The sequence below is a fragment of the Aeromicrobium sp. A1-2 genome (assembly GCF_003443875.1).
GTDB lineage: Bacteria > Actinomycetota > Actinomycetes > Propionibacteriales > Nocardioidaceae > Aeromicrobium.
Genome location: NZ_CP027482.1, coordinates 188246 through 212535 on the forward strand (window position 1 = coordinate 188246; position 24290 = coordinate 212535).

General features: G+C 68.8%; 24 protein-coding genes. 20 read left to right on the forward strand and 4 right to left on the reverse strand.

The genetic code is table 11. From position 1 onward, the window contains the following. Nucleotides 1-41: 41 nt before the first annotated feature. The gene (locus C6I20_RS00895; protein WP_371682654.1) at nucleotides 42-605 is read right to left on the reverse strand and encodes a metallophosphoesterase family protein; all 564 of its coding nucleotides are present in this window, start codon (nucleotides 603-605) and stop codon (nucleotides 42-44) included. Next, nucleotides 538-1443: a 1,4-dihydroxy-2-naphthoate polyprenyltransferase gene (locus tag C6I20_RS00900; protein WP_118398414.1), complete on the reverse strand. Its 906-nt coding sequence runs from the start codon at nucleotides 1441-1443 to the stop codon at nucleotides 538-540. The genes C6I20_RS00895 and C6I20_RS00900 overlap by 68 nt, the downstream gene beginning before the upstream one ends. A gap of 51 nt (nucleotides 1444-1494) precedes the next feature. Between C6I20_RS00900 and C6I20_RS00905 the strand changes: the two genes are divergently transcribed. Both C6I20_RS00905 and C6I20_RS00910 read left to right on the forward strand, forming a co-directional pair. Further along, nucleotides 1495-2058 (forward strand): hypothetical protein, encoded by a 564-nt coding sequence (locus C6I20_RS00905; RefSeq protein ID WP_216822956.1) that lies wholly within the window; start codon nucleotides 1495-1497, stop codon nucleotides 2056-2058. Beyond that, nucleotides 2055-3092 carry an AMP-binding protein gene (locus C6I20_RS00910; RefSeq protein WP_118394239.1) on the forward strand — a complete coding sequence of 346 codons (1038 nt, stop codon included), beginning with the start codon at nucleotides 2055-2057 and terminating at the stop codon, nucleotides 3090-3092. Before C6I20_RS00905 ends, C6I20_RS00910 begins: the two co-directional genes overlap by 4 nt. Before the next feature lie 3 nt (nucleotides 3093-3095). Here C6I20_RS00910 and C6I20_RS00915 read toward each other — a convergent pair whose 3' ends face one another. Beyond that, nucleotides 3096-3755, reverse strand: a complete 660-nt coding sequence (locus tag C6I20_RS00915; RefSeq protein WP_118394240.1) for an SDR family oxidoreductase — start codon at nucleotides 3753-3755, stop codon at nucleotides 3096-3098. Nucleotides 3756-3792: 37 nt separating this feature from the next. Here C6I20_RS00915 and C6I20_RS00920 point away from each other — a divergent pair, with 37 nt between their 5' ends. From C6I20_RS00920 to C6I20_RS00940, 5 genes are all read left to right on the forward strand, one after another. Further along, nucleotides 3793-4737, forward strand: a complete 945-nt coding sequence (locus C6I20_RS00920; protein ID WP_118394241.1) for an o-succinylbenzoate synthase — start codon at nucleotides 3793-3795, stop codon at nucleotides 4735-4737. Further along, nucleotides 4734-6302 (forward strand): 2-succinyl-5-enolpyruvyl-6-hydroxy-3-cyclohexene-1-carboxylate synthase, encoded by a 1569-nt coding sequence (gene menD / locus C6I20_RS00925; RefSeq protein ID WP_118394242.1) that lies wholly within the window; start codon nucleotides 4734-4736, stop codon nucleotides 6300-6302. Before C6I20_RS00920 ends, menD begins: the two co-directional genes overlap by 4 nt. 69 nt (nucleotides 6303-6371) lie before the next feature. Beyond that, a complete protein-coding gene (locus C6I20_RS00930) occupies nucleotides 6372-7955 on the forward strand; it encodes a GMC family oxidoreductase (RefSeq protein ID WP_118394243.1) in 1584 nt (527 codons plus the stop codon). Next, nucleotides 7952-9469 (forward strand): aldehyde dehydrogenase family protein, encoded by a 1518-nt coding sequence (locus C6I20_RS00935; RefSeq protein WP_118394244.1) that lies wholly within the window; start codon nucleotides 7952-7954, stop codon nucleotides 9467-9469. Before C6I20_RS00930 ends, C6I20_RS00935 begins: the two co-directional genes overlap by 4 nt. Before the next feature lie 123 nt (nucleotides 9470-9592). Continuing rightward, nucleotides 9593-10351, forward strand: coding sequence for an SGNH/GDSL hydrolase family protein (locus C6I20_RS00940; protein WP_118398420.1), 759 nt, complete (start codon nucleotides 9593-9595; stop codon nucleotides 10349-10351). A gap of 6 nt (nucleotides 10352-10357) precedes the next feature. Here the strand turns inward: C6I20_RS00940 and C6I20_RS00945 are convergent, their stop codons facing one another. After that, entirely contained in the window at nucleotides 10358-11614 is a 1257-nt protein-coding gene (locus C6I20_RS00945; RefSeq protein WP_118394245.1) for an isochorismate synthase MenF, read from the reverse strand. Between the two features lie 33 nt (nucleotides 11615-11647). Between C6I20_RS00945 and C6I20_RS00950 the strand changes: the two genes are divergently transcribed. The 13 genes from C6I20_RS00950 (at nucleotide 11648) to nuoK (ending at nucleotide 24284) form a co-directional block, all read left to right on the forward strand. Further along, entirely contained in the window at nucleotides 11648-12346 is a 699-nt protein-coding gene (locus C6I20_RS00950; RefSeq protein ID WP_118394246.1) for a demethylmenaquinone methyltransferase, read from the forward strand. A 172-nt stretch (nucleotides 12347-12518) separates the two neighbouring features. Further along, the gene (locus C6I20_RS00955) at nucleotides 12519-13667 is read left to right on the forward strand and encodes a HoxN/HupN/NixA family nickel/cobalt transporter (protein WP_118394247.1); all 1149 of its coding nucleotides are present in this window, start codon (nucleotides 12519-12521) and stop codon (nucleotides 13665-13667) included. Nucleotides 13668-13789: 122 nt separating this feature from the next. Further along, nucleotides 13790-14149, forward strand: coding sequence for an NADH-quinone oxidoreductase subunit A (locus C6I20_RS00960; RefSeq protein ID WP_118394248.1), 360 nt, complete (start codon nucleotides 13790-13792; stop codon nucleotides 14147-14149). 72 nt (nucleotides 14150-14221) lie between these two features. Continuing rightward, the gene (locus C6I20_RS00965) at nucleotides 14222-14776 is read left to right on the forward strand and encodes an NADH-quinone oxidoreductase subunit B family protein (protein ID WP_118394249.1); all 555 of its coding nucleotides are present in this window, start codon (nucleotides 14222-14224) and stop codon (nucleotides 14774-14776) included. Further along, nucleotides 14776-15525, forward strand: a complete 750-nt coding sequence (locus C6I20_RS00970; protein WP_118394250.1) for an NADH-quinone oxidoreductase subunit C — start codon at nucleotides 14776-14778, stop codon at nucleotides 15523-15525. Before C6I20_RS00965 ends, C6I20_RS00970 begins: the two co-directional genes overlap by 1 nt. Next, complete coding sequence (locus C6I20_RS00975; RefSeq protein ID WP_118394251.1) at nucleotides 15522-16850, forward strand: NADH-quinone oxidoreductase subunit D; 1329 nt, start codon at nucleotides 15522-15524, stop codon at nucleotides 16848-16850. The genes C6I20_RS00970 and C6I20_RS00975 overlap by 4 nt, the downstream gene beginning before the upstream one ends. Then, nucleotides 16850-17638 carry an NADH-quinone oxidoreductase subunit NuoE gene (nuoE, locus tag C6I20_RS00980; protein WP_118394252.1) on the forward strand — a complete coding sequence of 263 codons (789 nt, stop codon included), beginning with the start codon at nucleotides 16850-16852 and terminating at the stop codon, nucleotides 17636-17638. The genes C6I20_RS00975 and nuoE overlap by 1 nt, the downstream gene beginning before the upstream one ends. Continuing rightward, entirely contained in the window at nucleotides 17631-18956 is a 1326-nt protein-coding gene (gene nuoF, locus C6I20_RS00985; RefSeq protein ID WP_118394253.1) for an NADH-quinone oxidoreductase subunit NuoF, read from the forward strand. The genes nuoE and nuoF overlap by 8 nt, the downstream gene beginning before the upstream one ends. Next, nucleotides 18953-21367 (forward strand): NADH-quinone oxidoreductase subunit G, encoded by a 2415-nt coding sequence (locus C6I20_RS00990; RefSeq protein WP_118394254.1) that lies wholly within the window; start codon nucleotides 18953-18955, stop codon nucleotides 21365-21367. Before nuoF ends, C6I20_RS00990 begins: the two co-directional genes overlap by 4 nt. Further along, nucleotides 21364-22605, forward strand: a complete 1242-nt coding sequence (gene nuoH, locus C6I20_RS00995) for an NADH-quinone oxidoreductase subunit NuoH (RefSeq protein ID WP_118394255.1) — start codon at nucleotides 21364-21366, stop codon at nucleotides 22603-22605. Before C6I20_RS00990 ends, nuoH begins: the two co-directional genes overlap by 4 nt. A gap of 31 nt (nucleotides 22606-22636) precedes the next feature. Continuing rightward, complete coding sequence (nuoI, locus tag C6I20_RS01000; protein WP_118394256.1) at nucleotides 22637-23227, forward strand: NADH-quinone oxidoreductase subunit NuoI; 591 nt, start codon at nucleotides 22637-22639, stop codon at nucleotides 23225-23227. After that, nucleotides 23224-23994 (forward strand): NADH-quinone oxidoreductase subunit J, encoded by a 771-nt coding sequence (locus C6I20_RS01005; protein ID WP_118394257.1) that lies wholly within the window; start codon nucleotides 23224-23226, stop codon nucleotides 23992-23994. Before nuoI ends, C6I20_RS01005 begins: the two co-directional genes overlap by 4 nt. Continuing rightward, on the forward strand, nucleotides 23991-24284 hold the full coding sequence (gene nuoK / locus C6I20_RS01010) for an NADH-quinone oxidoreductase subunit NuoK (protein ID WP_118394258.1): 294 nt from the start codon (nucleotides 23991-23993) through the stop codon (nucleotides 24282-24284). The genes C6I20_RS01005 and nuoK overlap by 4 nt, the downstream gene beginning before the upstream one ends. Nucleotides 24285-24290 lie beyond the last annotated feature (6 nt).

Sequence of the window (24290 nt, forward strand, 5' to 3'; positions counted from 1 at the left end):
CCCGCCAAGCGCCCACATCTTGGGCGGTGGGGACGGGCTGGTCAGGTGACTGGGATGATCTCGGCGGAGCGGATCGTGCCGGCATCGATCAGGATCCGGCCGATCGTGCCGCGAGGCTGCCGCCGCTTGTCGGTCGGCGAACCGGGGTTGAAGAGGCGCTGTCCGTCCGTCTCGGTGTCCCACGGGATGTGGGAGTGGCCGAAGACCACGAGATCCGCAGCAGGGAACAGTCGACGCATGCGGCTCGCCCGGCCCTCCTTGGATCCGCTGTCGTGGATCATGGCGACGCGGACGCCGTCGAGGTCGATCTCCAGCGTCTCTGGTGCACCCCACGCCGCGACGTCGTCGCCGTCGTTGTTGCCGCGCACCACGTGGACCGGGGCGAAGGCCGCCAGCTCGTCGAGCACCGACGGCAGGCACACATCGCCTGCGTGCAGGATCACGTCGACGTCGACGAGCTGCTCCGCGACCGCGGCCGGCATCGACTTCCAGAACCGGGGGGCGTGAGTGTCGGACACGACCGCGACCCGCAGCACGTCAGGCCCCGATGACCAGGCCGAGCCCCAGCCCGGCGGCGTAGACGAGCTCGGCCAGGCCGGTGTCACGCAGCACCGGGATCAGCGCCATTCCGGACGAGCCGGAGGCAACGGTCTGTCGGGCGCGTACCGCAAATGGCACCATCAGGAGCCCCAGCAGCGCCCACGGCGTGAACGCCGACGCCCAGATCAGGGTCATGAGCGCCACGGCCAGCAGCAGAGTGAAGAATCGTCGCGTCCGGCGATCGCCCATCACGACGGCGAGGGTGCGCTTGCCGGTCACCGAGTCGGTCGGGATGTCGCGCAGGTTGTTGGCGACCAGGATCGCGCAGGCCAGCGCGCCGACGCCGATCGACGCCGCGAAGGCTGGCCAGGTGAGCTCTTCGACCTGGACGTACGACGTGCCGAGCACGGCGACGAGCCCGAAGAACACGAATACGCTGACCTCGCCGAGGGCGCGGTAGCCGTACGGCGAGGGCCCGCCGGTGTACGTCCAGGCCGCGCCGATCGCCGCGATCCCGACCAGTAGGAGCCACCAGCTGGTCGTCGCCGCGAGGACCAGGCCGAGAGCTCCGCCGAGGCCGAAGAACGCGAACGCGACGAGCTTGACCGAGCGGGCCGGCACGAGTCCTGAGCCCACGAGCCGCAGCGGTCCGACCCGGTCGTCATCGGTGCCCTTGATGCCGTCGGAGTAGTCGTTGGCGTAGTTGACGCCGATCTGCAGGGCCAGCGAGACCCCGAGCGCTAGCAGCGCCTTCCACCACACGAACGAGTCCGCGTAGGTCGCGGCACCGGTTCCGGCGAGCACGGGGGGGACGGCGGCTGGGAGGGTGCGCGGGCGGGCGCCGGCGATCCACAACTGGGCGGGGGACGGGGCGGGTGCGTTCACGATCGACCAGTCTGCCATCTGCTCACGCACATCTTGTCTGCCACGGTCTGTCAAGGTATTGTTGACAGTATGGACATCCCCGACGGCGAGTTCTCGGACCTGATCGCTCGGGCTATCGCGCGCCTCGATCCGACGATCGAGCGACGCCTCGACAGCGACCCGGAGGCGCACCTCGAGCTGGCCGTCCTGACCAACCGCACGTACGAGGAGACCGGCCGGTTGCTGCGGTCGGCGGTGACGTCGGCCCGCGCCGCTGGCTCGAGCTGGGAGGCCGTCGGATCGGCGCTCGGCATGTCCCGGCAGGCGGCCCAGCAACGGTTCGGCCATGTCCCCGCGACGCCGTCCCCCTGCACAGCGGAGTGCCGCCAGCTGGTGGGCCTCACGGCATTCAACGAGATCGACCAGCTCAACGCATGGGGTCGGCACGGCTGGCACTCGGTCGGCTACGGGCCGATGTTCCACGACGTCGAGAAGTCGTCGACGCAGTGGGAGCACAAGCGTGCTGTGATCGGCAGCCGCAAGGCGCGCGACCTCGAGGTCAAGGGCTGGGAGCGCATCGGCTCGATGTGGTTCCCCTGGACGTACTTCAAGCGGCCGGTGGATCTGCCGCCCGAGCCTGGCGAGCCGGCATGACGGCGGGCCTGCGCCCGGTCGGCGGGTCGCCCCGCGAGGTTTTCGACCTGGTCCAGGCCTGGGTGCGCGACGGCGGCGCCCCGTTGGTCGTCCGTACGTCCGGCAGCACGGGCGAGCCCAAGGACGTCGTGCTGTCTCGTGACGCGGTGCTTGCCTCGGCGCGTGCGAGCCTGGAACGGCTCGGCGGGGCGGGGGGCTGGTTGCAGGCGATCCCGGTCACCGGCATCGGCGGTCTGCAGGTCCTGGTGCGCTCAGCGCTGGCGGGACTCGAGCCGGTCCACGCCGATCAGCACGCTGCTCTGGCCGAGGCCGTTGCTGCAATCCCCGGACCGCGTCGCTATGCCTCCCTCGTCCCGACCCAGGTGCACCGACTCGTCGACGCGGGCGACATCGGCGTCCTGGCTCCGCTCGACGCGCTGCTGATCGGTGGCGCCGCGGTGGCACCGGACCTGCTCGAGGCGCTGCGGGCAGCCGGGGTGCGGGTCGTCCGGACGTACGGGATGAGCGAGACCAGCGGCGGCTGTGTCTACGACGGACTGCCGCTGGACGACGTCCGGGTCCGGATCGACGATGCGGGGCAGGTGCACGTCGCTGGCCCCGTCCTGTTCGACGGTTACGCCGACCCGGCCGCGACCGAGCGGGTGCTGCGCGATGGCTGGTTCGCGACCGCTGATGTCGGCGAGATCGGTGCCGACGGCCGGCTCCGCATCACGGGTCGTCGCGATGACGTCGTGATCAGCGGTGGCGTCAACGTGCCGCTACCCGCTGTCACTGCCGCGCTCCGGGCCCACGAGGGCGTGCGCGATGGCGTGGCGATCGGGGTGCCCGACGACGAGTGGGGCGCGCGGGTCGTGGCCTTCCTCGTGCCCGATGATGCCGTGTGCCTCGACGGGCTGCGGCTCGACGAGGTACGCGACGGCATCGAGGAGGCCGGCCTGCCGCGCAGCTGGGCGCCCCGCGAGGTCGTCCTGCTCGACGCGCTGCCCCTGCTGCCCGGCGGCAAGGTCGACCGGCAGGCGCTCGGCTCGAGGTAGCGGCTAGGCGACGGCTCCGGCGATGGCGTCGGCGATCGTGGTGGCGCCGCTGACGGCCTCCCACTGGCGTCCGATCGTGGCCGGCTCGTCGATCACTGCGGCGATCAGAGCAGCGACGTCGGCGCGGGGGATCTGGTCCCGGTCGACGGTCTCGCCGAGCGCGACGTGCCCGGTCGGCTCGTCATCGGTCAGCCCACCCGGACGGACGATGGTCCAGTCCAGGTCGCTGGCCCGGAGCGCGATGTCGGCGTCGCGCTTGGCCTCGACGTAGGTGGACCAGGCCTCCTCCACGTCGTCGCCGATCGGCTGGGCGACACCGATCGCCGAGATCTGCACGAATCGGGTGGCGCCGGCCGCGGTCGCGCCCTCGATCGACTTGAGCGAGCCGCCCAGATCGACCGTGCGCTTGCGCTCGACGTTGCCGTCGGCCCCGCCACCGGCGGCGAACACGACGCAGCCGGCGCCGGTGAACGCCTCGGCGAAGGTGGCCGCATCGTCCTGCTCGATGTCGAGGATGCGCACCTCGGCGCCGAGACGCTCGAGCTCTGCGGTGTAGTCCGGGTTGCGCACCAGCGCGACGGGCTGGTGTCCGGAGTCGGCGAGAAGGGGGATCAGGAGGCGGGCGATCTTTCCGTGGCCTCCGACTATCGCAATTCGGGTCATACCTCGACGGTACGGGCCTGGCGGTAAGTTGCCACTCGTGCAGTTCCACACCTACGCCATCGCGATGCCCACGCGTTTTCGCGGCATCGACCGACGCGAGGGGATGTTGGTCGAGGGCTCCGCGGGCTGGGCCGAGTTCAGCCCGTTCCTCGACTACGACGCCCGCGAGAGCGCTCCGTGGCTTGCCGCCGCGCTGGACTCCGCCGAGCGCGAGTGGCCCGCGCCGCTGCGCACGCGGGTTGCAGTCAACTGCACGGTCCCCGCGGTCGACCCTGAGCACGCGTACCGGATCGTCAGTCGCAGCGGGTGCCGGACCGCCAAGGTCAAGGTCGCCGAGCGCGGCCAGACCCTGGCCGACGACATCGCCCGGGTCGAAGCCGTTCGGGACGCGCTCGGTCCGGGCGGGCATGTCCGTGTCGATGCCAACGGCGGCTGGTCCGTCGACGAGGCGGTTGCGGCGATCGCGGCACTCACCGCGGCCGCCAACGGCCTGGAGTACGTCGAGCAACCCTGCGCCGCGGTCGAGGAGCTCGCGATGGTGCGTCGCCGGATCGATGTGCCGATCGCCGCCGACGAGTCGATCCGCCGCGCCGAGGATCCGTTGCGGGTCGTCGAGCTCGAGGCCGCCGACATCGCGGTCCTCAAGGTCGCGCCGCTCGGTGGCGTCCACGCCTGCCTGCGGATCGCCGAGCAGATCGGGCTGCCTGTCGTGGTGTCCAGCGCGGTCGAGACCTCGATCGGGCTGGCCGCCGGACTGGCTCTGGCCGCGGCCCTGCCCGAGCTGCCGTATGCCTGCGGGCTCGCCACGACGTCCCTGCTCGACGGAGATGTCGTCGCTGACGCACTGGCCCCGGTCGACGGCTTCCTCCCGGTCGGTCGCCAGGTGCTCGACCCCGGCGCATATGCCGCGGTCGCTGCGGACGGCCAGACTGACGCCCGTTGGCAGGCCCGGCTGTCCGCGGTTCGAGCGGTGCTGGCATGAGCTCGACACGCGTGTCGCGACAGCTCGTGCGCAGGATGGTCGACTTCGGGGTGCGGGAGGCCGTGCTCTCGCCGGGATCTCGATCGGGTCCCCTCGCCCTGGCCCTGGTGGAGGCGGACGACCACGGGCTGCTCCGCCTGCACGTACGGGTCGACGAGCGCGAGGCCGCGTTCCTCGCGCTTGGCATGGCCAAGGCGTCGCGCCGACCTGTGCCGGTCATCACGACCTCGGGCACCGCGGTGGCCAACCTGCACCCCGCGATGCTCGAGGCGTCGCACGCCGCCGTGCCGCTGATCGCCGTCACGGCCGACCGCCCGGCCCGCCTCCGCGGCACGGGCGCCAACCAGACCACCGAGCAGCGCAGGATTTTCCCGGGCGTGCGGTTCATCGAAGACGCTGACGCCATCATCGCCCTGATGGCGCGGGATCGGCCCGGTCACCTCAACCTCGAGCTCGACGAGCCGCTGATCGAGCCGGATGACCTCGATCTCGGGGGAGGGCGGCCCGCGAGGTGGGAGCCGGGGCCGGAGCTGCCAGTCTCACCGCCGCTGCCGATCGGCCCGCGCACCGTCGTGGTCGCCGGCGACGACGCCCGACAGCCGGCACGGATCCTGGCCCGGGATGCGGGCTGGCCGCTGCTCGCCGAGCCGACGTCGGGATCGCGCAATGGCGAGGCCCTGGTCGCGTACCGCGCGCTCCTGGCCCACTCGCCGCTCACCGCACAGATCGAGCGGGTCGTGAGCTTCGGGCACGCGACGCTGTCGCGTCCGGTCACGCGGCTCCTCGCGCGGACCGACATCGAGATCGTGCACGTCGGCACGCAGGAGACCTTCCCCCTGCCGGCCGGCTCCAACGTCCGGTTCACCGCTGGTCTCGAGCCGGGCCCCGCGGACGATCCGGCGTGGCTGGAGTCATGGCACGCGGCCGACGCCCTGGCCACTGCCGCGATCGATGCGCTGACCCCCCGCACGCCGTACGAGGTCGCCCGCGCGGTCAGCGCTGCCGTGCCGCCCGGTGGCCTGCTGTTCGCTGGCTCCTCCAGCCCGATCCGCGACCTCGACCTCGTCGCCCGCCCATACCCGGTCGGCGAGAAAAGGCTCATCATCGCCAACCGTGGGCTCGCCGGCATCGACGGCACGCTGTCCAGCGCGATCGGCGCGGCGCTGGCCCGACCGTCCAGCCGGGCCATCGCGTATGTCGGCGACCTGACCTTCCTGCACGGCAGCAACGGTTTGCTGATCGGGCCGGGGGAGCAGCGGCCCGATCTCACGATCGTGGTCGCGTCGGACGACGGCGGCAGCATCTTCGCGACGCTCGAACAGGGGGCGCCGGAGTACGCCGGGTCCTTCGAGCGGGTCTACGCGACCCCGACGGGCGCCGACATCGGCGCGCTGTGCGCGGGCTACCGGGTCGCGCACCGCATCGCGACACCCCGAGAGCTTCCCGCCGCGCTGGAGGAGTCGGTCACCGGCATCCGGGTTCTCGAGGTGCCGCTCGACCGGACAGGCCGTCGCGGACTCGTCGCTCGCGTCGATGCGGACGTCGCCGCAGCGATCGGACTCTGACACCGGTTGTGTCACGGTCGTACCGGCGGTAGGTTTGTGGTCCACGTCACTTGCCGCTGAAAGGGAGTCATGGCCGACGAGAGCTTCGACTACATAGTCATCGGATCCGGGAGCGCGGGTGGTGTGGTCGCCGCGCGCCTGACCGAGGATCCCCAGGTCAGCGTCCTGCTGCTCGAGGCCGGTCCGGCGGACGACGACGAGATGATCCACATGCCGCTGGGTTTTTCGACGCTGTTCAAGACCAAGTGGGACTGGAACTACGAGACGACGCCGCAGAAGCACCTCGGCGGACGTCGCGCCTACTGGCCGCGCATGAAGGCCCTCGGCGGCTGCTCGTCGATGAACGCGATGATCTACATCCGCGGCAACCACGCCGACTACGACGAGTGGCGCGACGCCTATGGCGCCAACGGGTGGGGCTTCGACGACGTGCTGCCCTACTTCAAGAAGGCCGAGGGCAACACCCGCCTCGGTGATCCCTTCCACGGCACGGACGGACCCCTGCACGTCGAGGACCGCCGCTACAACCATGAGCTCAGCACGGCATTCGTCGAGTCGGGCGTCTCCGCCGGGCTCAAGCGCAACGACGACTTCAACGGCGCCGGACAGGAGGGCGCCGGGCTCTACCAGGTCACCTGCAAGAAGGGCCATCGCTGGTCGGTCGCCGACGCGTACATCCATCCGGCCGAGAACCGCCCCAACCTGACGATCCGCACCGAGTCGTTCGTGACCAAGATCCTGCTCGACGGGAACCGGGCGACCGGCGTCGCCTACACCCGAGGCGGCGAGCCGCTCGTGGCCCGCGCCAATGCCGAGGTCGTGCTGAGCGGCGGCGCGGTCAACAGCCCGCAGCTGCTGATGCTGTCGGGCATCGGGCCGGGGTCGCACCTGCGCGAGATGGGCATCGACGTTGCCGTCGAGTCCTCGGGCGTCGGCCAGAACCTGCAGGACCAACCCGTGTCCGGGATTTTCAGCTACACCAAGGACACGACCGACATGGCCGAGATGTTGGGCCTGGGCAACCTGGTCAAGTGGCGCGCCACCGGCCGCGGCCCGCTGAGCTCCAACATCGCCGAGGCCGGTGCTTTCTACACCTCGCGTGAGGACCTCGACGTCCCCGACATCCAGCTGCACATGGTGCCGACGGGCTTCTACGACAATGGCATGCACGAGCCTGTGCGCCGCGCGCTGACCACGGCTGTGACCCTGGTCAACGTCCAGAGCAAGGGTCACGTCAAGCTGCGGTCCGCCGACCCGACCTGGCACCCCGAGATCGACCCGGGCTACTTCGACGACCGGGCCGACCTCGACGCGATGATCAGCGGATTCCGCCGCGCGTACGACATCATCGCGCAGGGCCCCCTCGCGAAGTTCGTCGACGAGCCGTGGAATCCCCGGTCGGCGAATCCGTCGGACGATGAGATCATTGAAAGTATCGGCCAGCTCGGCCAGACGCTCTACCACCCGGTCGCGACCTGCGCGATGGGCACGATCGAGGGCAGTGTCGTCGATCCTGAGCTCAAGGTCCACGGCGTCGATGGCCTCCGGGTCGCCGACGCCTCGGTCATGCCGAGGGTTCCCCGCGGCAACACCAATGCACCCACCATCATGATCGGCGAGAAGTGCGCCGACCTCATCAAGGAGTCCCGATGACCGCCACGATCGAAACCCCCACGTCCAAGGACGCGCCGGTCCAGACGTTCGATTCGCTCGATCCGTCGAACGGTGACGTCGTCGGGTCCCACCCGATCGCGTCGAAGGCCGACGTCGACGCCGCAGTCGCCCGTTCCCGCGAGGCGGCCGACTGGTGGGGCAACCTGAGCTTCGCCGAGCGGGGTGAGTACCTGCTGACCTGGCGCAGCGTCATCACCCGCCGGATCGCCCAGCTTGCCGACCTCTCGCACCGCGAGACCGGCAAGCCGCACGGTGACGCCCAGCTCGAGATCATCCTCGCGATCGACCACGTCGCGTGGGCCGCCAAGCACGCCAAGAAGGTCCTCGGTCCGCACAAGGTCAAGTCGGGCCTGCTGATGGCCAACCAGGCCTCGACCGTGGAGTACAACGCCCTCGGTGTCGTCGGTGTGATCGGCCCCTGGAACTACCCGGTCTTCACCCCGATGGGCTCGATCGCGTACGCCCTGGCGGCCGGCAACACCGTCGTGTTCAAGCCCAGCGAGTACACCCCCGGTGTTGGTCAGTGGCTCGCCGACACGTTCACCGAGGTCGTCCACGGACGCCCCGTCCTGCAGACCATCACGGGGCTCGGCGCGACCGGCAACGCTCTGTGCACTGCGGACGTTGACAAGCTTGCCTTCACGGGCTCGGGCGCGACGGGCAAGAAGGTCATGGCCGCATGCTCGGAGAACCTCACCCCGGTCATCATCGAGGCCGGTGGCAAGGACTCCTTGATCGTCGACGAGGACGCCGACATCGCGAAGGCTGCCGAGGCGGCACTGTGGGGCGGGATGGCCAACGCCGGTCAGACCTGCATCGGCACCGAGCGGGTCTACGTCCACGAGAAGGTCTTTGACTCGTTCATGACCGAGATCCTCGATCAGGCCAAGGATCTCCGTGCCGGCGCCGACGCGGGCGCCAAGATTGGCCCGATCACGATGCCGTCGCAGCTCAAGGTCATCAAGAGCCACCTCGACGACGCAGTTGCCAAGGGCGCCAACGTCGTTCTGGGTGGCCCTGACGCGGTCGGCGAGCGGTTCGTCCAGCCGACGATCCTGACCCACGTGCCGGAGAACTCGACCGAGATCACCGAGGAGACCTTCGGGCCGACGCTGGCGATCAACCCGGTCAAGAGCATGGCCGAGGCAGTCACGCTGACCAACGCCACGGCCTACGGCCTGGCCGGCGCGGTGTTCTCCAAGAAGCAGGGCATGGAGATCGCCAAGCAGATCCGTTCGGGCATGACCTCGGTCAACTCGGTCATCGCGTTCGCGGGCGTGCCGACCTTGCCGTTCGGCGGCGTGGGCCAGTCCGGCTTCGGCCGCATCCACGGGCCTGACGGCCTCAAGGAATTCACCTACGCCAAGGCCATCACGCGGCAGAAGTTCAAGCCGGTCATGATGCTGACGTCATTCAGCCGCGACGCCAAGACCGACGGCAAGGTCGCGACCCTCATCACCCTGATGCACGGTGGCAAGAAGACCCTGAAGTAGCTCGCCCTGCCGGACCCGCTTGCCGGATCACGATGCGAAGTTGTCATCGGTTCGGCAAGCGGGTTCGGCAATTGCGCGCCGTCGGGGATTGCTGGGTGGGTGACGGTCGGTAGCCTGATCTCCGTGACTCTGCACCGATACGTCGCGCTCGGCGATTCGTTCACCGAAGGCGTCGGCGACCACGAAACCTCCCTGCCCAATGGCGTCCGCGGCTGGGCCGATCGCGTCGCGGAGGTGCTGGCCGGCGACGACTTTGCCTACGCCAACCTCGCGATCCGCGGCCGTAAGCTGCTGCAGATCCTGGCCGAGCAGATCGAGCCCACGCTGGAGATGCAGCCGGACCTGGTCAGCATCTACGCCGGAGCCAACGACGTCCTGCGCCCACGTGTCGACATCGACCGTCTGGTCGAGGCGTACGACGTGGCGCTCGGGCGACTGACCAGCGCGGGTGCACGCGTCGTCGTGTTCACGGCGTACGACCCGGGCGGCTCCCCGGTGTTCGGCGCTCTGCGTGGCCGGTTCGCGATCTACAACGAGCTGGTCCGCGAGGTCGCGGAGCGCCACGACGCGACCCTCATCGACTTCTGGCGCCTGCGCGACTACCGCGACGACCGGATGTGGGACGTCGATCGCATGCACATGTCGAGCGCCGGACACCAGCGGATGGCCATCGCGGTCCTGGACGCGCTCGGGATCCCGCATGACCTGGCCCTGCCCGACCTCGGCACGCGGCAGACGCTCACGGCGGGTGAGCGCCGCTCGGCCAACGTCGAGTGGGCCAAGGCGCACGCCGCGCCGTGGGTCAAGCGCCGCCTCACGGGCACGTCGTCGGGCGACAGCCTCAGTGCTCGCTGGCCCGATCTCGCGCCCGTACGTCGCTGATCGGAGTCAGTCGCGCGGTGTGAGTGCGTCGCGCACCGGGATGAGCTTGGCGTTGGACTCGGCAAGCTCATCGGCGGGGACCGAGTCAGCCACGATGCCGCAGCCCGCGAACAGTCGGACCGTCGACCCGTCACCCTCGACCTGGGCCGCGCGCAGACCGATGCCCCACTCGCCATCGCCCGATGCGCCGATCCAGCCGACCGGGCCGGCGTAGCGACCGCGGTCGAGCAGCTCGATCTCGGCGATCAGTCGTACCGCCGCAGCGGTCGGAGTGCCGCCGACTGCGGCCGAGGGGTGCAGCGAGGCGGCCAGGGTGAGCGCACTGGCGTCGTCGCGCATGACGCCGGTGACGTCCGTCGCGAGGTGCATGACGTTGGGCAGGTGCAGCACGAAAGGCGTCTCTGGCACGTTCATGCTCGTGCAGTGCGGCGCCAGCGCGTCGGCGACCGAACGGACGGCGTACTCGTGTTCCTCGAGGTCTTTGCTCGACCGCGCCAGCGAGCCGGCCAGAGCAAGGTCGTGCGCATCGTCACCGGTGCGTCGAATCGTGCCGGCGAGCACGCGGGAGGTGACCAGGCCGCGCTCCAGGCGCACCAGCATCTCGGGCGTCGAGCCGAGGAAGCCGTCGACGTGGAAGGTCCAACAGCTGGGGTAGTCCGCCGCCAGCCGGATCAGCGGTGAGCGTACGTCCAGCGGCGCGTCGAGCCGGGCGACGAGGTCACGCGCGAGCACGACCTTGTCGAGCCCGCCGGCCTCGATGCGGCGGACGGCCTCGGCGACGAGCGACTGCCACGTGACGCTGTCGACCGGGCCATCGGCGAAGGTCGTGCCGGTCGGATCAGCGGGTGTGCTGGTCGTCAGGGTCGGCGCGTTGCTGATGCCCAGGCCGATCACGGTGACCCAGGCGACGCCATCGCGGCGACCGATCACGACCTCCGGCACGATCAGCGCGCTGCCGTCGGCGTCGTCGGTGAAGGTGAAGGTGCCGAACGCGACCAGGCCGGAACCGGGGACGTCGACGTCGTCGCGCACCACGGCGTGCGATGCGAGCTCATGCCACCAGTCCGAGGCCTCGATGAAACGACCGGCTCCGGAGGTCTGGAACTCGGCGGCGCGGCCCCAGCCGACGATGCCGTCACCACCGTGGACCCACGCCAGCGCATCGGCCTCGGGAAGGAGTGCGAGCAGCTCGCCGGGGTCGTCGACCGGCGTGGATCGGACCAGAAGCGGTCCGATCGCTGCGTCGGCAGCTGGGTTGCTCACAAGCAATGAGCCTACCCGTGGCAAGGTAGGGAGGTGAGCCGAGCCGGTCTGGACAAGCAACCACACGACGTCGCGAAGATGTTCGACGGGGTCGCCGAGAAGTACGACATCACCAACGATGTGCTGTCGATGGGGCAGGACCGCCGCTGGCGCAAGCGCGTCGTCGAGCTCGTCGCTCCGATGCCCGGTGAGATGATCCTGGATCTCGCCGCGGGCACCGGCACCTCCAGCGAGCCGTTCGCGACGGCCGGAGCAACGGTCGTGCCGTGCGACTTCTCGATCGGCATGCTGGAGGTCGGCAAGCGCGCACGCCCCGGGCTGGGCTTCACGGCCGGCGACGGCATGCTGCTGCCGTTCGCGGACGACACCTTCGACGCCGTCACGATCTCGTTCGGGCTGCGCAACATCGTCGACCCCATCGAGGGGCTCCGCGAGATGCTCCGGGTGACCAGGCCCGGCGGACGCATCGTGGTGTGCGAGTTCAGCACCCCCACGTGGGGGCCGTTCGACGCGGTCTACACCAACTACCTGATGCGGGCCCTGCCCAGCATCGCCCGGACTGTGTCGTCCAACCCCGAGTCGTACGTCTACCTCGCCGAGTCGATCCGCGAGTGGCCCGACCAGAAGGGGCTCGCCCTGCGCATGGTCGAGGCCGGCTGGGGCAAGGTCGACTGGCACAACCTGTCGGCCGGGATCGTCGCACTGCACCACTCGGTCAAGCCCGCGCGCTGACCCTCGGCCGGCCCGGGTGGGCGGTGCGTCAGTCGGCTTTCCGGGCCGGGAAGGCCGACTATCTCACCGGTCACCGGATCGATGGGCGAGGCAGGCACCGCCCAGACATGTTGCAACCGGTTCGCTGTTGGGTGAAGGTGGAAACCGCAGGGTTGGTCGCGGAGGGGGCCCCATGACGATGGACGGTGCTCGCACGGCGCCGGTGCGGGGGCTGACGCGTTCCGAGACCAGGTCGGTCGTCGCGATGGCGGCTTTCGTGCTGCTCCTGCACCTGGTCGGGTGGGGTCTGCTGCTGGTCATCGCGGCGCAGAGCCTGCAGCTGGGCAGTCCGGGGGTGTTCGGGGTCGGCCTCGGTGTGACGGCATACGCCCTGGGCATGCGGCACGCCTTCGACGCCGATCACATCGCCGCGATCGACAACACGACCCGCAAGCTCCTGGCGGACGGCCGTGCGCGCGACCGGCCGCTCTCGGTCGGCTTCTGGTTCTCCCTGGGGCACTCCTCGGTCGTGTTCGGGCTGTGCGTGCTGCTGGCTCTCGGCGTACGGTCGCTCGGCGGACCGATCGGCGATGAGTCGTCGGCGCTCCAGCAGACGACCGGGGTCGTCGGCACCGCCGTGTCGGGCGTCTTCCTGCTCGCTCTCGGCACGATCAACGCGGTCGTCCTGCTGGGGATCGTGCGGGTGTTCCGCGACATGCGACACGGCCGGTTCGACGAGGTCCAGCTCGAGGAGCACCTCGACAACCGGGGCCTGCTCAACCGGCTCCTCGGCGGCCTCACCCGGACGGTCCGCAGGCCGCGGCACGTCTACCCCGTCGGACTGCTGTTCGGTCTGGGCTTCGACACCGCGACCGAGGTCTCGCTGCTGGTCCTCGCCGCGGGAGCCGCGACCTTCGATCTGCCCTGGTACGCCCTGCTGGTGCTACCAATCCTGTTCGCGGCCGGGATGAGCCTGCTCGACAGCCTCGACGGCATCCTGATGGGACTCGCGTACGACTGGGCCCTGCTGCGGCCGGTCCGCCGGGTCTACTTCAACATGACCGTGACAGGCCTGTCGGTCGTCGTGGCTCTGGCCATCGGAGGCATCGAGATCATCGGGCTGCTGGGCGACGAGGCCGGGGTCGGCGGTGGCCCGATCGGCTGGATCAGCGGACTGGACCTCGATCAGGTGGGCTACGCGATCGTCGCCTTGTTCGTCCTGACGTGGGTCGTCGCCCTGGTGATCTGGCGATGGGGCCGGATCGAGGACCGCTGGACCCGCGGGCTCGCAGCGTCGGTCGAGCGGGAGTCGACCGCATCGCACGCTCGGCGTGCAGGTTAGTGTGACCTCAGTTACAAGCCGCATCACGCGGGCGTAGGGTGAGATCGTGATCACGTTGTGAAGAGATTCACAAGCGCACGAATAACTAGCCTGATCTGTTCGTACGAAGCCTGGGAGGCACCGTGACGGCCTATACGCCGATCCTCGTGCTGGGAGCCATCGCTGCCGCATTCGCAGTCGGCAGCATCGCGATGGCGCCGCTCACCGGCCCCAAGCGATACAACCGCGCGAAGCTGGACCGCTATGAGTCCGGCATCGAGCCGAGCCCGCTGCCCGAGGGTGGCGGCAAGGTGTCGATCCGCTACTTCATCATTGCGATGCTGTTCATCGTGTTCGACATCGAGATCATCTTCCTCTACCCGTTCGCGGTCGCCTTCGACTCGCTCGGCTGGTTCGGTCTGATCGAGATGTTCGTGTTCATGCTGACGGTGTTCATCGCCTATGCCTACGTCTGGCGCCGTGGAGGCCTCGAATGGGACTGAGCGAAGCGAAGTCCCCAACAAAGATGGCACGTCGCGGGACCCGCGTCGGCCCGGAGCGAAGCGAGGACCGACGTGGGAATTGAAGAAAAGCTGCCATCGGGAGTTCTGCTCTCGACCGTCGAAGGCCTGGCGGGCTACATGCGCAAGGCCTCGTTCTGGCCCGCGACGTTCGGCCTTGCGTGCTGCGCGATCGAGATGATGACCTTCGGTGCACCGCGATTCGACTCCGCGCGCTTCGGCATGGAGGTCTTCCGCCCCTCGCCGCGTCAGGCCGACCTGATGATCGTCGCGGGTCGGGTCAGCAACAAGATGGCTCCGGTCCTGCGCCAGATCTACGACCAGATGGCCGGCCCCAAGTACGTCCTCGCGATGGGCGTCTGCGCCAGCTCGGGCGGCATGTTCAACAACTATGCGATCGTGCAGGGCGTCGACCATGTCGTCCCCGTCGACATGTACCTGCCGGGCTGCCCGCCGCGCCCCGAGATGCTGATCGACGCGATCCTCAAGCTGCACGACCAGATCCAGCACCAGAAGCTGGGCGTCAACCGGCTCAACGAAATCAAGCAGGACGAGAAGGTCGCGATGCTCGCCACGCCGACCTCCGCGATGAAGGGCCTGATGCGCTGATGGTCGATGCCAAGGGCAACAAGGACGAGAAGGATGCGGGCACCAAGACGCAGGACGGCTCGCACGAGACCCAGGCCGAGTTGGTGCGTGCCGGCACCACGCAGCTCGAGGTCGTCGAGGTCCGCGAAGGCGCGTTCGGTGCCCACGGCACCGGCGACACCAGCGGCTTCGGCGGGCTGACCCGGCCGGTCATGATGCCCGGGGCGAGCCAGCAGCCCTACGGAGGCTGGTACGACGAGGTCGCCGACCAGCTCGCGACGATCACCGAGATCGAGGGCGCGATCGAGAAGGTCGTCGTCGACCGCGGCGAGATCACGTTCTACGTCCGGCGTCAGCTCCTGCTCGAGACCGTGACCCACCTGCGCAACGACCCGGTCCTGCGGTTCGAGTTCTGCTCCAGCCTCAGCGGCGTCCACTTCCCGCACGAGACGGGCCGCGAGCTGCATGTCGCCTACCACCTGCTGTCGATGACCCACAACCGGCGGATCCGCCTGGAGGTCACGGCACCCGAGGAGGATCCGCACATCCCCAGCGTCGTCAGCATCTACCCGACGGCGGACTGGCAGGAGCGGGAGGCCTGGGACTTCTTCGGGATCATCTTCGACGGCCACCCCGGTCTGACCCGCATCCTGATGCCGGACGACTGGCCCGGACACCCCCAGCGCAAGGACTACCCACTGGGTGGAATTCCCGTGGAGTACAAGGGCGGGACGATCGCCCCACCGGACCAGCGGAGGAGCTATTCATGAGCGCGACAACTGATCCTTACGCCGGCACCACAGACTCCAGCGAGGGCACGGTCTTCACCGTCACCGGCCAGGACTGGGACACGATCGACGCCGCGGCGGTCGAGGGTGACCACCTGGTCATCAACATGGGGCCGCAGCACCCGTCAACCCACGGCGTGCTCCGGCTCGTGCTCGAGATCGACGGCGAGACCGTCCGTGACGCGCGGGCTGGCATCGGCTACCTGCACACCGGCATCGAGAAGAACATGGAGTTCCGCACCTGGACCCAGGGCGTGACGTTCTGCACCCGGATGGACTACGTCGCGCCGTTCTCCAACGAGGCCGCGTACGTCATGGCGGTCGAGCGGCTGCTCGACATCGAGGTGCCCGAGAAGGCGCAGGCGATGCGTGTCCTGTTGCTCGAGCTCAACCGGATCTCCTCGCACCTGGTCTGTCTCGCGACGGGTGGCATGGAGATCGGCGCACTGACGGTCATGACGTGTGGCTTCCGCGACCGCGAGCTGATCCTTGACCTGTTCGAGATGATCACCGGCCTGCGCATGAACCACGCGTTCTTCCGCCCCGGTGGCGTTGCCCAGGACCTGCCCGACGGCGCGATCGAAAAGATCCGCTCGACCGTGCGGCTGCTCAAGAAGCGCCTGCCCGAGTACGCGGCGCTGTGCAACGCCAACCCGATCTTCAAGGCCCGGCTGAAGGGCGTGGGCCACCTTGACCTCGCAGGCTGCCTGGCACTGGGTCTGACCGGTCCGGTGCTCCGCGCGACCGGCTACGACTGGGACCTGCGCAAGAAGCAGCCCTACTGGGGCTACGAGACGTACGACTTCGACGTCGTGACGCGCGACGAGCCGGACGCCTACGGCCGGTTCCGGGTGCGTCTGGACGAGATGTGGGAGTCCATCAAGATTGTCGAGCAGGCCACCGAGCGTCTCGCCGGCATGGAGGGTCAGCCCGTCATGGTCGCCGACAAGAAGATCGCCTGGCCCTCGCAGCTCAGTGTCGGCTCGGACGGTCAGGGCAACTCCGCCGAGCACATCAAGCACATCATGGGTGAGTCGATGGAAGCGTTGATCCACCACTTCAAGATCGTGACGGAAGGCTTCCGGGTGCCTGCCGGCCAGGCCTACGCCAGCATCGAGTCGCCGCGTGGTGAGATCGGCTGCCACGCAGTGTCCGACGGAGGCACGCGCCCCTATCGGGCCCACTTCCGCGACCCGTCGTTCATCAACCTCCAGGGCACCTCGGTCATGAGCGAGGGCGGCATGCTCTCGGACGTCATCGTCGCGATCGCCAGCATCGACCCCGTCATGGGTGGAGTTGATCGCTGATGACACTCACCGAGACCACGATCGGCGAGCTCATGGAGCTCGCGGGCCGCTACCCGCAGGCGCGTAGCGCGCTGCTACCGATGCTGCACCTGATCCAGTCGGCCGAGGGCAACGTCACCAATGAGGGCATCGAGATCTGCGCCGACATCCTCGGCATCAGCGCCGCGGAGGTCTCGGGCGTCTCGACGTTCTACACGATGTACAAGCGCCGCCCCATGGGTGAGCACCACGTGGGCGTCTGCACCAACACGCTGTGCGCCGTGATGGGTGGCGACCTGATCTTCGAACGACTCAAGGGACACCTCGACGTCGGCAACGACGAGACCACCGAGGACGGCAAGGTCACCCTCGAGCACATCGAGTGCAATGCGGCCTGCGACTTCGCTCCGGTCATGACGGTCAACTGGGAGTTCTTCGACAACCAGACGCCCGAGTCGGCCGTCGAGGTCGTCGACAAGCTGCGAGCCGGTGAGCCGGTCCAGGCCACCCGTGGCGCGACGATCACGTCGTGGCGCGAGGCCGAACGGGTGCTTGCGGGCTTTGAGGACGGCCTCGCCGACGAGGGGCCGGCCGCCGCCGGACCGTCGCTGGCAGGGCTCGAGATCGCCGCGGCGAATGGATGGGCGGCGCCGTCGATCCAGGACGCCAAGGAGGCACCCGCCACGGGTGAACCGGTCGCGGGAACCAAGCAGGGCGCCGCGGAGCAGGCGGACACCGCACGAGCGGAGTCCGAGACCACGGCCGAGGAGTCTCCCGCGGAGACGGCCAAGGAGGGCAAGGATGACTGACATGCTCACCCCGGTGCTCAGCGCCGACTGGGGCACCGATCGCGCCTGGACCCTCGAGGCGTACAAGAACGCCGGTGGCTATGGCGCGCTAGAGACCGCGCTCAAGATGGCGCCCGACGACGTCATCGCGATGGTCAAGGAGTCCGGCCTCCGCGGACGTGGCGGTGCGGGATTCCCGACCGGCATGAAGTGGAGCTTCATCCCGCAGGCCCCCGAGACGGTGGCGGGCAAGAAGCCCAAGTACCTCGTGGTCAACGCCGATGAGTCCGAGCCGGGCACCTGCAAGGACATCCCGCTCATGATGGCGACACCGCACACCCTGATCGAGGGCGTCATCATCGCGGCCCACGCGATCCGCGCCAAGACCGCGTTCATCTACGTTCGTGGCGAGGTTCTGCACGTCGTCCGCCGGCTCCGCGCCGCCGCCCGCGAGGCCGCCGAGGCGGGCTACCTGGGCACCGACATTCTCGGTTCGGGGATCGACGTCGAGCTGATCATCCACGCCGGCGCCGGCGCCTACATCTGCGGCGAGGAGACTGCGCTCCTGGACTCGCTGGAAGGCCGACGGGGCCAGCCCCGGCTGCGCCCACCGTTCCCCGCGGTCGAGGGCCTGTACGCCTCGCCGACCGTCGTCAACAACGTCGAGTCGATCGCCTCGGTCCCGGCGATCATCCGCAACGGCATCGACTGGTTCGGCTCGATGGGCACCGAGAAGTCCAAGGGCTTCACGCTGTACTCCCTGTCCGGGCACGTCAATCGTCCCGGACAGTACGAGGCGCCGCTCGGGATCACGCTGCGCCAGCTGCTGGACCTCGGCGGCGGACTCCGTCCCGGCGCCGAGCTCAAGTTCTGGACGCCCGGGGGTTCCTCGACGCCGATCCTGACCGCCGAGCACCTCGATGTCCCGCTGGACTACGAGGCTGTCGGCGCGGCCGGGTCGATGCTGGGCACCAAGGCGCTGCAGATCTTCGACCAGTCGACATCGGTCGTGCGCTGCGTCCTGCGTTGGACCGAGTTCTACAAGCACGAGTCGTGCGGCAAGTGCACGCCATGCCGCGAGGGGACGTTCTGGCTCGTCCAGGTTCTGGAGCGGCTCGACCGAGGGCAGGGACGAGAAGGCGACATCGAGCTGCTGATCGACCTCTGCGAGAACATCCTCGGTCGCGCCTTCTGCGCGCTGGGCGATGGCGCGACCAGCCCCATCACCTCGGCGATCCAGCACTTCCGCGAGGAGTTCGAAGCCGGCATGCACACTCCATCGAGCGAGTTGTTCCCCCCGGCGGCATCCACCCTGTTCCCCCAGGAGGTCTCCGTATGACCCTCGAGGCCACTCCCGACACGCAGGCACCCGTCGAGCTCGTCACGCTGACGATCGACGACGTCGAGGTCAGCGTCCCCAAGGGCACGCTGGTGATTCGCGCCGCCGAGCTGATCGGCACCGAGATCCCGCGGTTCTGCGACCACCCGCTCCTCGACCCGGTCGGCGCCTGCCGCCAATGCCTCGTCGACATCACTGATGCCGGCAACGGCGGGGGATTCCCCAAGCCGCAGGCCTCGTGCACGATTGAGGTCGCCGCGGGCATGGTCGTCAAGACCCAGGTCACGTCGCCGATCGCCGAGAAGGCGCAGCGCGGCAACATGGAATTCCTGCTGATCAACCATCCGCTGGACTGCCCGGTCTGCGACAAGGGTGGCGAGTGCCCGCTGCAGAACCAGGCCATGACCCACGGTCAGGGCGAGACCCGGTTCACCGAGACCAAGCGGACCTTCCCCAAGCCCATCAAGGTCTCCGAGCAGGTGCTGCTCGACCGCGAGCGCTGCGTGCTGTGCGCCCGGTGCACGCGATTCTCCGAGCAGATCGCCGGTGACCCGTTCATCGCCCTGCTCGAGCGCGGCTCCGACCAGCAGGTCGGCATCTACGAGGAGGAGCCGTTCAGCTCCTACTTCTCCGGCAACACGATCCAGATCTGCCCGGTCGGCGCGCTGACCAGCGCGGACTACCGGTTCCGCTCGCGTCCGTTCGACCTGGTCTCGACCCCGTCGATCGCCGAGCACGACGCGAGCGGCTCAGCGATCCGGGTCGACCACCGCCGCGGCAAGGTCATGCGCCGGCTCGCCGGCAACGATCCCGAGGTCAACGAGGAGTGGATCACCGACAAGGACCGGTTCGCCTTCACCTACGCCACGGTCGGCGACCGCATCACGACCCCGCTGGTCCGCGACGCCGTCTCCGGGGAGCTCGAGCCGGCCTCCTGGCCGGCCGCCCTCGCCGCCGCGGCGCAGGGCCTGGCTGCCGCCGAGGGCAAGGTCGGTGTGCTGCCCGGTGGACGTCTGACCGCCGAGGACGCGTTCGCGTACAGCAAGTTCGCCCGCACCGTCCTGCGCACCAACGACATCGACTTCCGTGCGCGCGCGCACTCCGACGAGGAGGCGCAGTTCCTGGCCTCACGCGTCGTCGCGACGTCGCTCGACGTGACCTACGCGGACCTGGAGCACGCATCGACCGTCGTCCTGGTCGGCTTCGAGCCCGAGGACGAGGCCGGCAGCATCTTCCTGCGCCTGCGCAGGGCCTCGCTGGCCGGTCGTCGGATCGTATCCATCGCGAGCCACACGACGCGTGGTCTGACCAAGATGTCCGGCGAGCTCGTGCCGACCCTGCCCGGTGGCGAGCCCGCCGCCCTCGAGTCGATCGACGTCGACGCCGACGCGATCTTCCTGGTTGGCGAGCGTCTCGCCTCCGTCAAGGGTGGCTTCAGCGCACTCGTTGCCGCAGCCGAACGGACCGGCGCCCGCATTGCGTGGATCCCGCGCCGTGCCGGAGATCGCGGCTCGGTCGAGGCTGGCTGCCTGCCCGAGCTGTTGCCCGGCGGTCGTCCGCTCGGCAACGTCGAGGCCCGCACGGACCTCGCTGCGGCGTGGGGCGTGCGCACGATCCCGGCCCGACGAGGACGCAACACCACCGCGATCTTCCAGGATGCGCGTCTCGGCACGGTTCGTGCACTGCTGATCGGTGGTGTCGAGATCGACGACCTTCCTGATCCGGCCGCGGCCCGTGCGGGACTCGACAAGGTCGGCTTCGTGGTCAGCCTGGAGGTCCGCCGCAGCGACGTCACGGCGGTCGCCGACGTCGTGCTGCCGATCGCCCCGGTCGTCGAGAAGCCCGGCATGTTCGTCAACTGGGAGGGCCGGGTCAGGACCTTCGGCGCCGTGCTCAACGAGCCCGGCTCGCTGACCGACATCCGTGTCCTCGCTGGCATCGCTGAGGAGATGGGCACGCCGCTCGGTTTCCGCACGGTCGCCCAGGCCCGTCAAGCGATGACCGAGCTCGGTCCGTGGGACGGTGAGCGGGCTGCTGCGCCGACCGTCGCCGCCGGCAAGCCTGCCGCGGCCAAGCGGACCGTGGTGCTGGACACCTGGCGTCTGCTCGTCGACGACGGGCGAGGCCAGGACGGCCAGCTCGAGTTCAAGGCAACCGCGCGCCCTGCCGTGCTGCGGGCCAACGCCGCGACGCTCAAGGCCTTCGACGTCGAACCCGGCGGCGCCGCGACGTTGTCGACCGAGGTGGGCAGTGCGAGCTTCCCGACCGAGGTCGCCGACCTGCCCGATGGTGTCGTGTGGGCCCCGGCCAACTCCGGGGTGAGCCTGCGGGCTGCCCTGGGTGCCGGCTTCGGTGACCGCGTCACGCTGAGTCCGTCCGCAGAGCCGGGCAACGTCGGAGGAGCACGATGAGCGACATCTTCGGCAACGAACCGTTCTGGGTGATCTTGCTCAAGTCGGTCCTGATCTTCGTGGTGCTGGTCGTCTACACGCTGTTCAACATCTGGTTCGAGCGGCGCGTCGTCGCCAAGATGCAGCACCGCATCGGACCCAACCGCAACGGGCCGTTCGGCCTCCTGCAGAGCCTCGCCGATGGCGTCAAGCTCGCGCTCAAGGAGGACATCGTCGTCAAGGCGGCGGACAAGTTCGTCTACATCCTCGCGCCGATCCTTGCGACGATCCCGGCCTTCCTGGCGTGGGCGGTCATCCCGTTCGGCCCCCAGGTCACGATCCCCTTCACCGACCAGAAGACCGTCCTCCAGCTCACGGACCTGCCGGTCGCAGTGCTCTACATCCTTGCGGTGACCTCGATCGGCATCTACGGCATCGTGCTCGCCGGCTGGGCCTCGGGCTCGATCTACGCCCTGCTGGGTGGCCTGCGCTCAAGCGCGCAGATGATCTCGTACGAAGTTGCGATGGGTCTGTCGTTCGTCTCGGTGTTCATGTACGCCGGCTCGATGTCGACCTCGGAGATCGTGTCTGCGCAGACCGACATGTGGTACTTCCTGCCGCTGTTCCCGTCGTTTGTGATCTACGTCATCGCGATGGTCGGCGAGACCAACCGCGCGCCCTTCGACCTCCCCGAGGCCGAGGGCGAGCTGGTCGGTGGATTCCACACCGAGTACTCATCTCTGAAGTTCGCACTGTTCTTCCTCGCCGAGTACGTCAACATGGTGACGGTCTCCGCGCTCGCGACGACGCTGTTCCTCGGCGGCTGGCGAGCACCGTTCGGCATCGCCCAGGTCTGGGAAGGCGCCAACACCGGCTACTGGCCGCTGTTGTGGTTCTTCGGCAAGACCTTGGCCTTCATCTTCATGTTCGTGTGGCTGCGTGGCACGCTCCCGCGTCTGCGCTACGACCAGTTCATGAACTTCGGCTGGAAGGTCCTGATCCCCGTCTCGCTGGCGTGGATCGTGGCGGTCGCCTTCATCCGCAAGCTCAAGAGCGAGGACATGCTGGGCCAGCAGACCCTGTTGTGGGTCGCGATCGTGGCCGGTGTGCTGGTCCTGCTGACCTTCTTGATCCCGGAGAAGAAGGAGCCCGAGCCGGACCCCGGTGCGGTCTCCGAGCCCGACGAAGAGTTCGATGCCTTCGCGGGGGGCTATCCCGTCCCGCCCATCACCGAGCCACCCACCAGGAGCGCCCGATGAGTGAGCCACAGCGAATGAATCAGGTGACGACATGAGCAATCCCATCCGCGAGACGCTCTGGGACCCGATCGCTGGTTTCGGCGTGACGTTCCGGACCATGTTCCGCAAGCCCGTCACCGAGCAGTACCCCGAGGTGAAGGTCCCGACCGCACCCCGGTTCCACGGCCGGCACCAGCTCAACCGGTGGCCCGACGGGCTGGAGAAGTGCATCGGCTGTGAGCTGTGCGCGTGGGCCTGTCCCGCGGACGCGATCTACGTCGAGGGTGCCTCCAACACCGAGGGCGATCGGCACAGCCCGGGTGAGCGCTACGGCAGCGTCTACCAGATCAACTACCTGCGCTGCATCCTGTGCGGACTGTGCATCGAGGCGTGCCCGACCCGGGCGCTGACGATGACCAACGAGTACGAGCTGGCCGACAACAACCGCGAAGACCTGATCTACGAGAAGAACGACCTGCTGGCACCGCTGCTGCCGGGCATGGTCGAGCCGCCGCACGAGATGATGATCAGCGACGACCACCAGGACTACTACCGGGGCAAATCGCTGCCGATCTTCCCGGTCGAGTCGACGGGCGTCGCTCCGACGGGCTCAACGGACGTCGAGCCGGGGGTGGACCGATGACGACATTCTGGTTGCTGGCCCCGATCATGGTGATCGCGGCGCTGGGGTTGATCTTCTCCCGCAAGGCCGTCCACGCCGCGCTCAGTCTTGCGGTCGTGATGATCAGCCTCGCGGTGCTCTACGCGGCACTGGACGCGCCCTTCCTCTTCGCGGTGCAGATCATCGTCTACACCGGCGCGATCATGATGCTGTTCCTGTTCGTGCTGATGCTGGTCGGCGTCGACGCCTCGGAGTCGCTCAAGGAGACGATCGCCGGACAGCGTCTGGCCGCGGCAGTGATCGGACTGATCTTCGGTGTCACGATCGTGCTCGCGGTCGGCCAGACCGTCTCCGGCGCCGTGACAGGCCTGCAGGCCGCCAACGGCAACGGCAACCCGTACGGCCTCAGTGAGCTGCTGTTCGGCAAGTACGTCCTGGCTTTCGAGTTCACCAGCGCTCTGCTGATCACCGCCGCCCTCGGCGCAATGGTGCTGGCCCACAAGGAACGCCTGACGCCGCGACACTCGCAGGCTGACATCGCCGCACGCCGGATGCGCGAGTACGCCGAGTCCGGCCGCCACCCCGGCCCGTTGCCGACGCCGGGCGTGTTCGCCCGGCACAACGCGGTCGACACCCCAGCTCTGCTGCCGGACGGCACGCCGTTGGCGTCCTCGATCTCCTCGAGCCTGGTGGCCCGTGGACAGGTTCGAGGCGGCTTCGACGAGGACGTAGACAAGGTCGTCAACCAGCTCGAGGACGAAGAAGAGTCGTTCGGAGGAGAAAAGTGAACGAGTACATCACTCTCTCGCTGATCCTCTTCACGATCGGTGCGGTAGGCGTCCTGGTGCGCCGCAACGCGATCGTCGTCTTCATGTGCATCGAGCTGATGCTCAACGCGACGAACCTCGCGTTCGTCAGCTTCTCCCGGCAGCACGGCAACCTTGACGGGCAGGTGGCCGCCTTCTTCGTGATGGTGGTCGCGGCTGCCGAGGTCGTCGTCGGTCTGTCCATCATCGTGTCCATCTATCGCACGCGTCGTTCGACCTCGGTCGACGAGGCGAGCCTGCTGAAGTCCTAAGGGGTC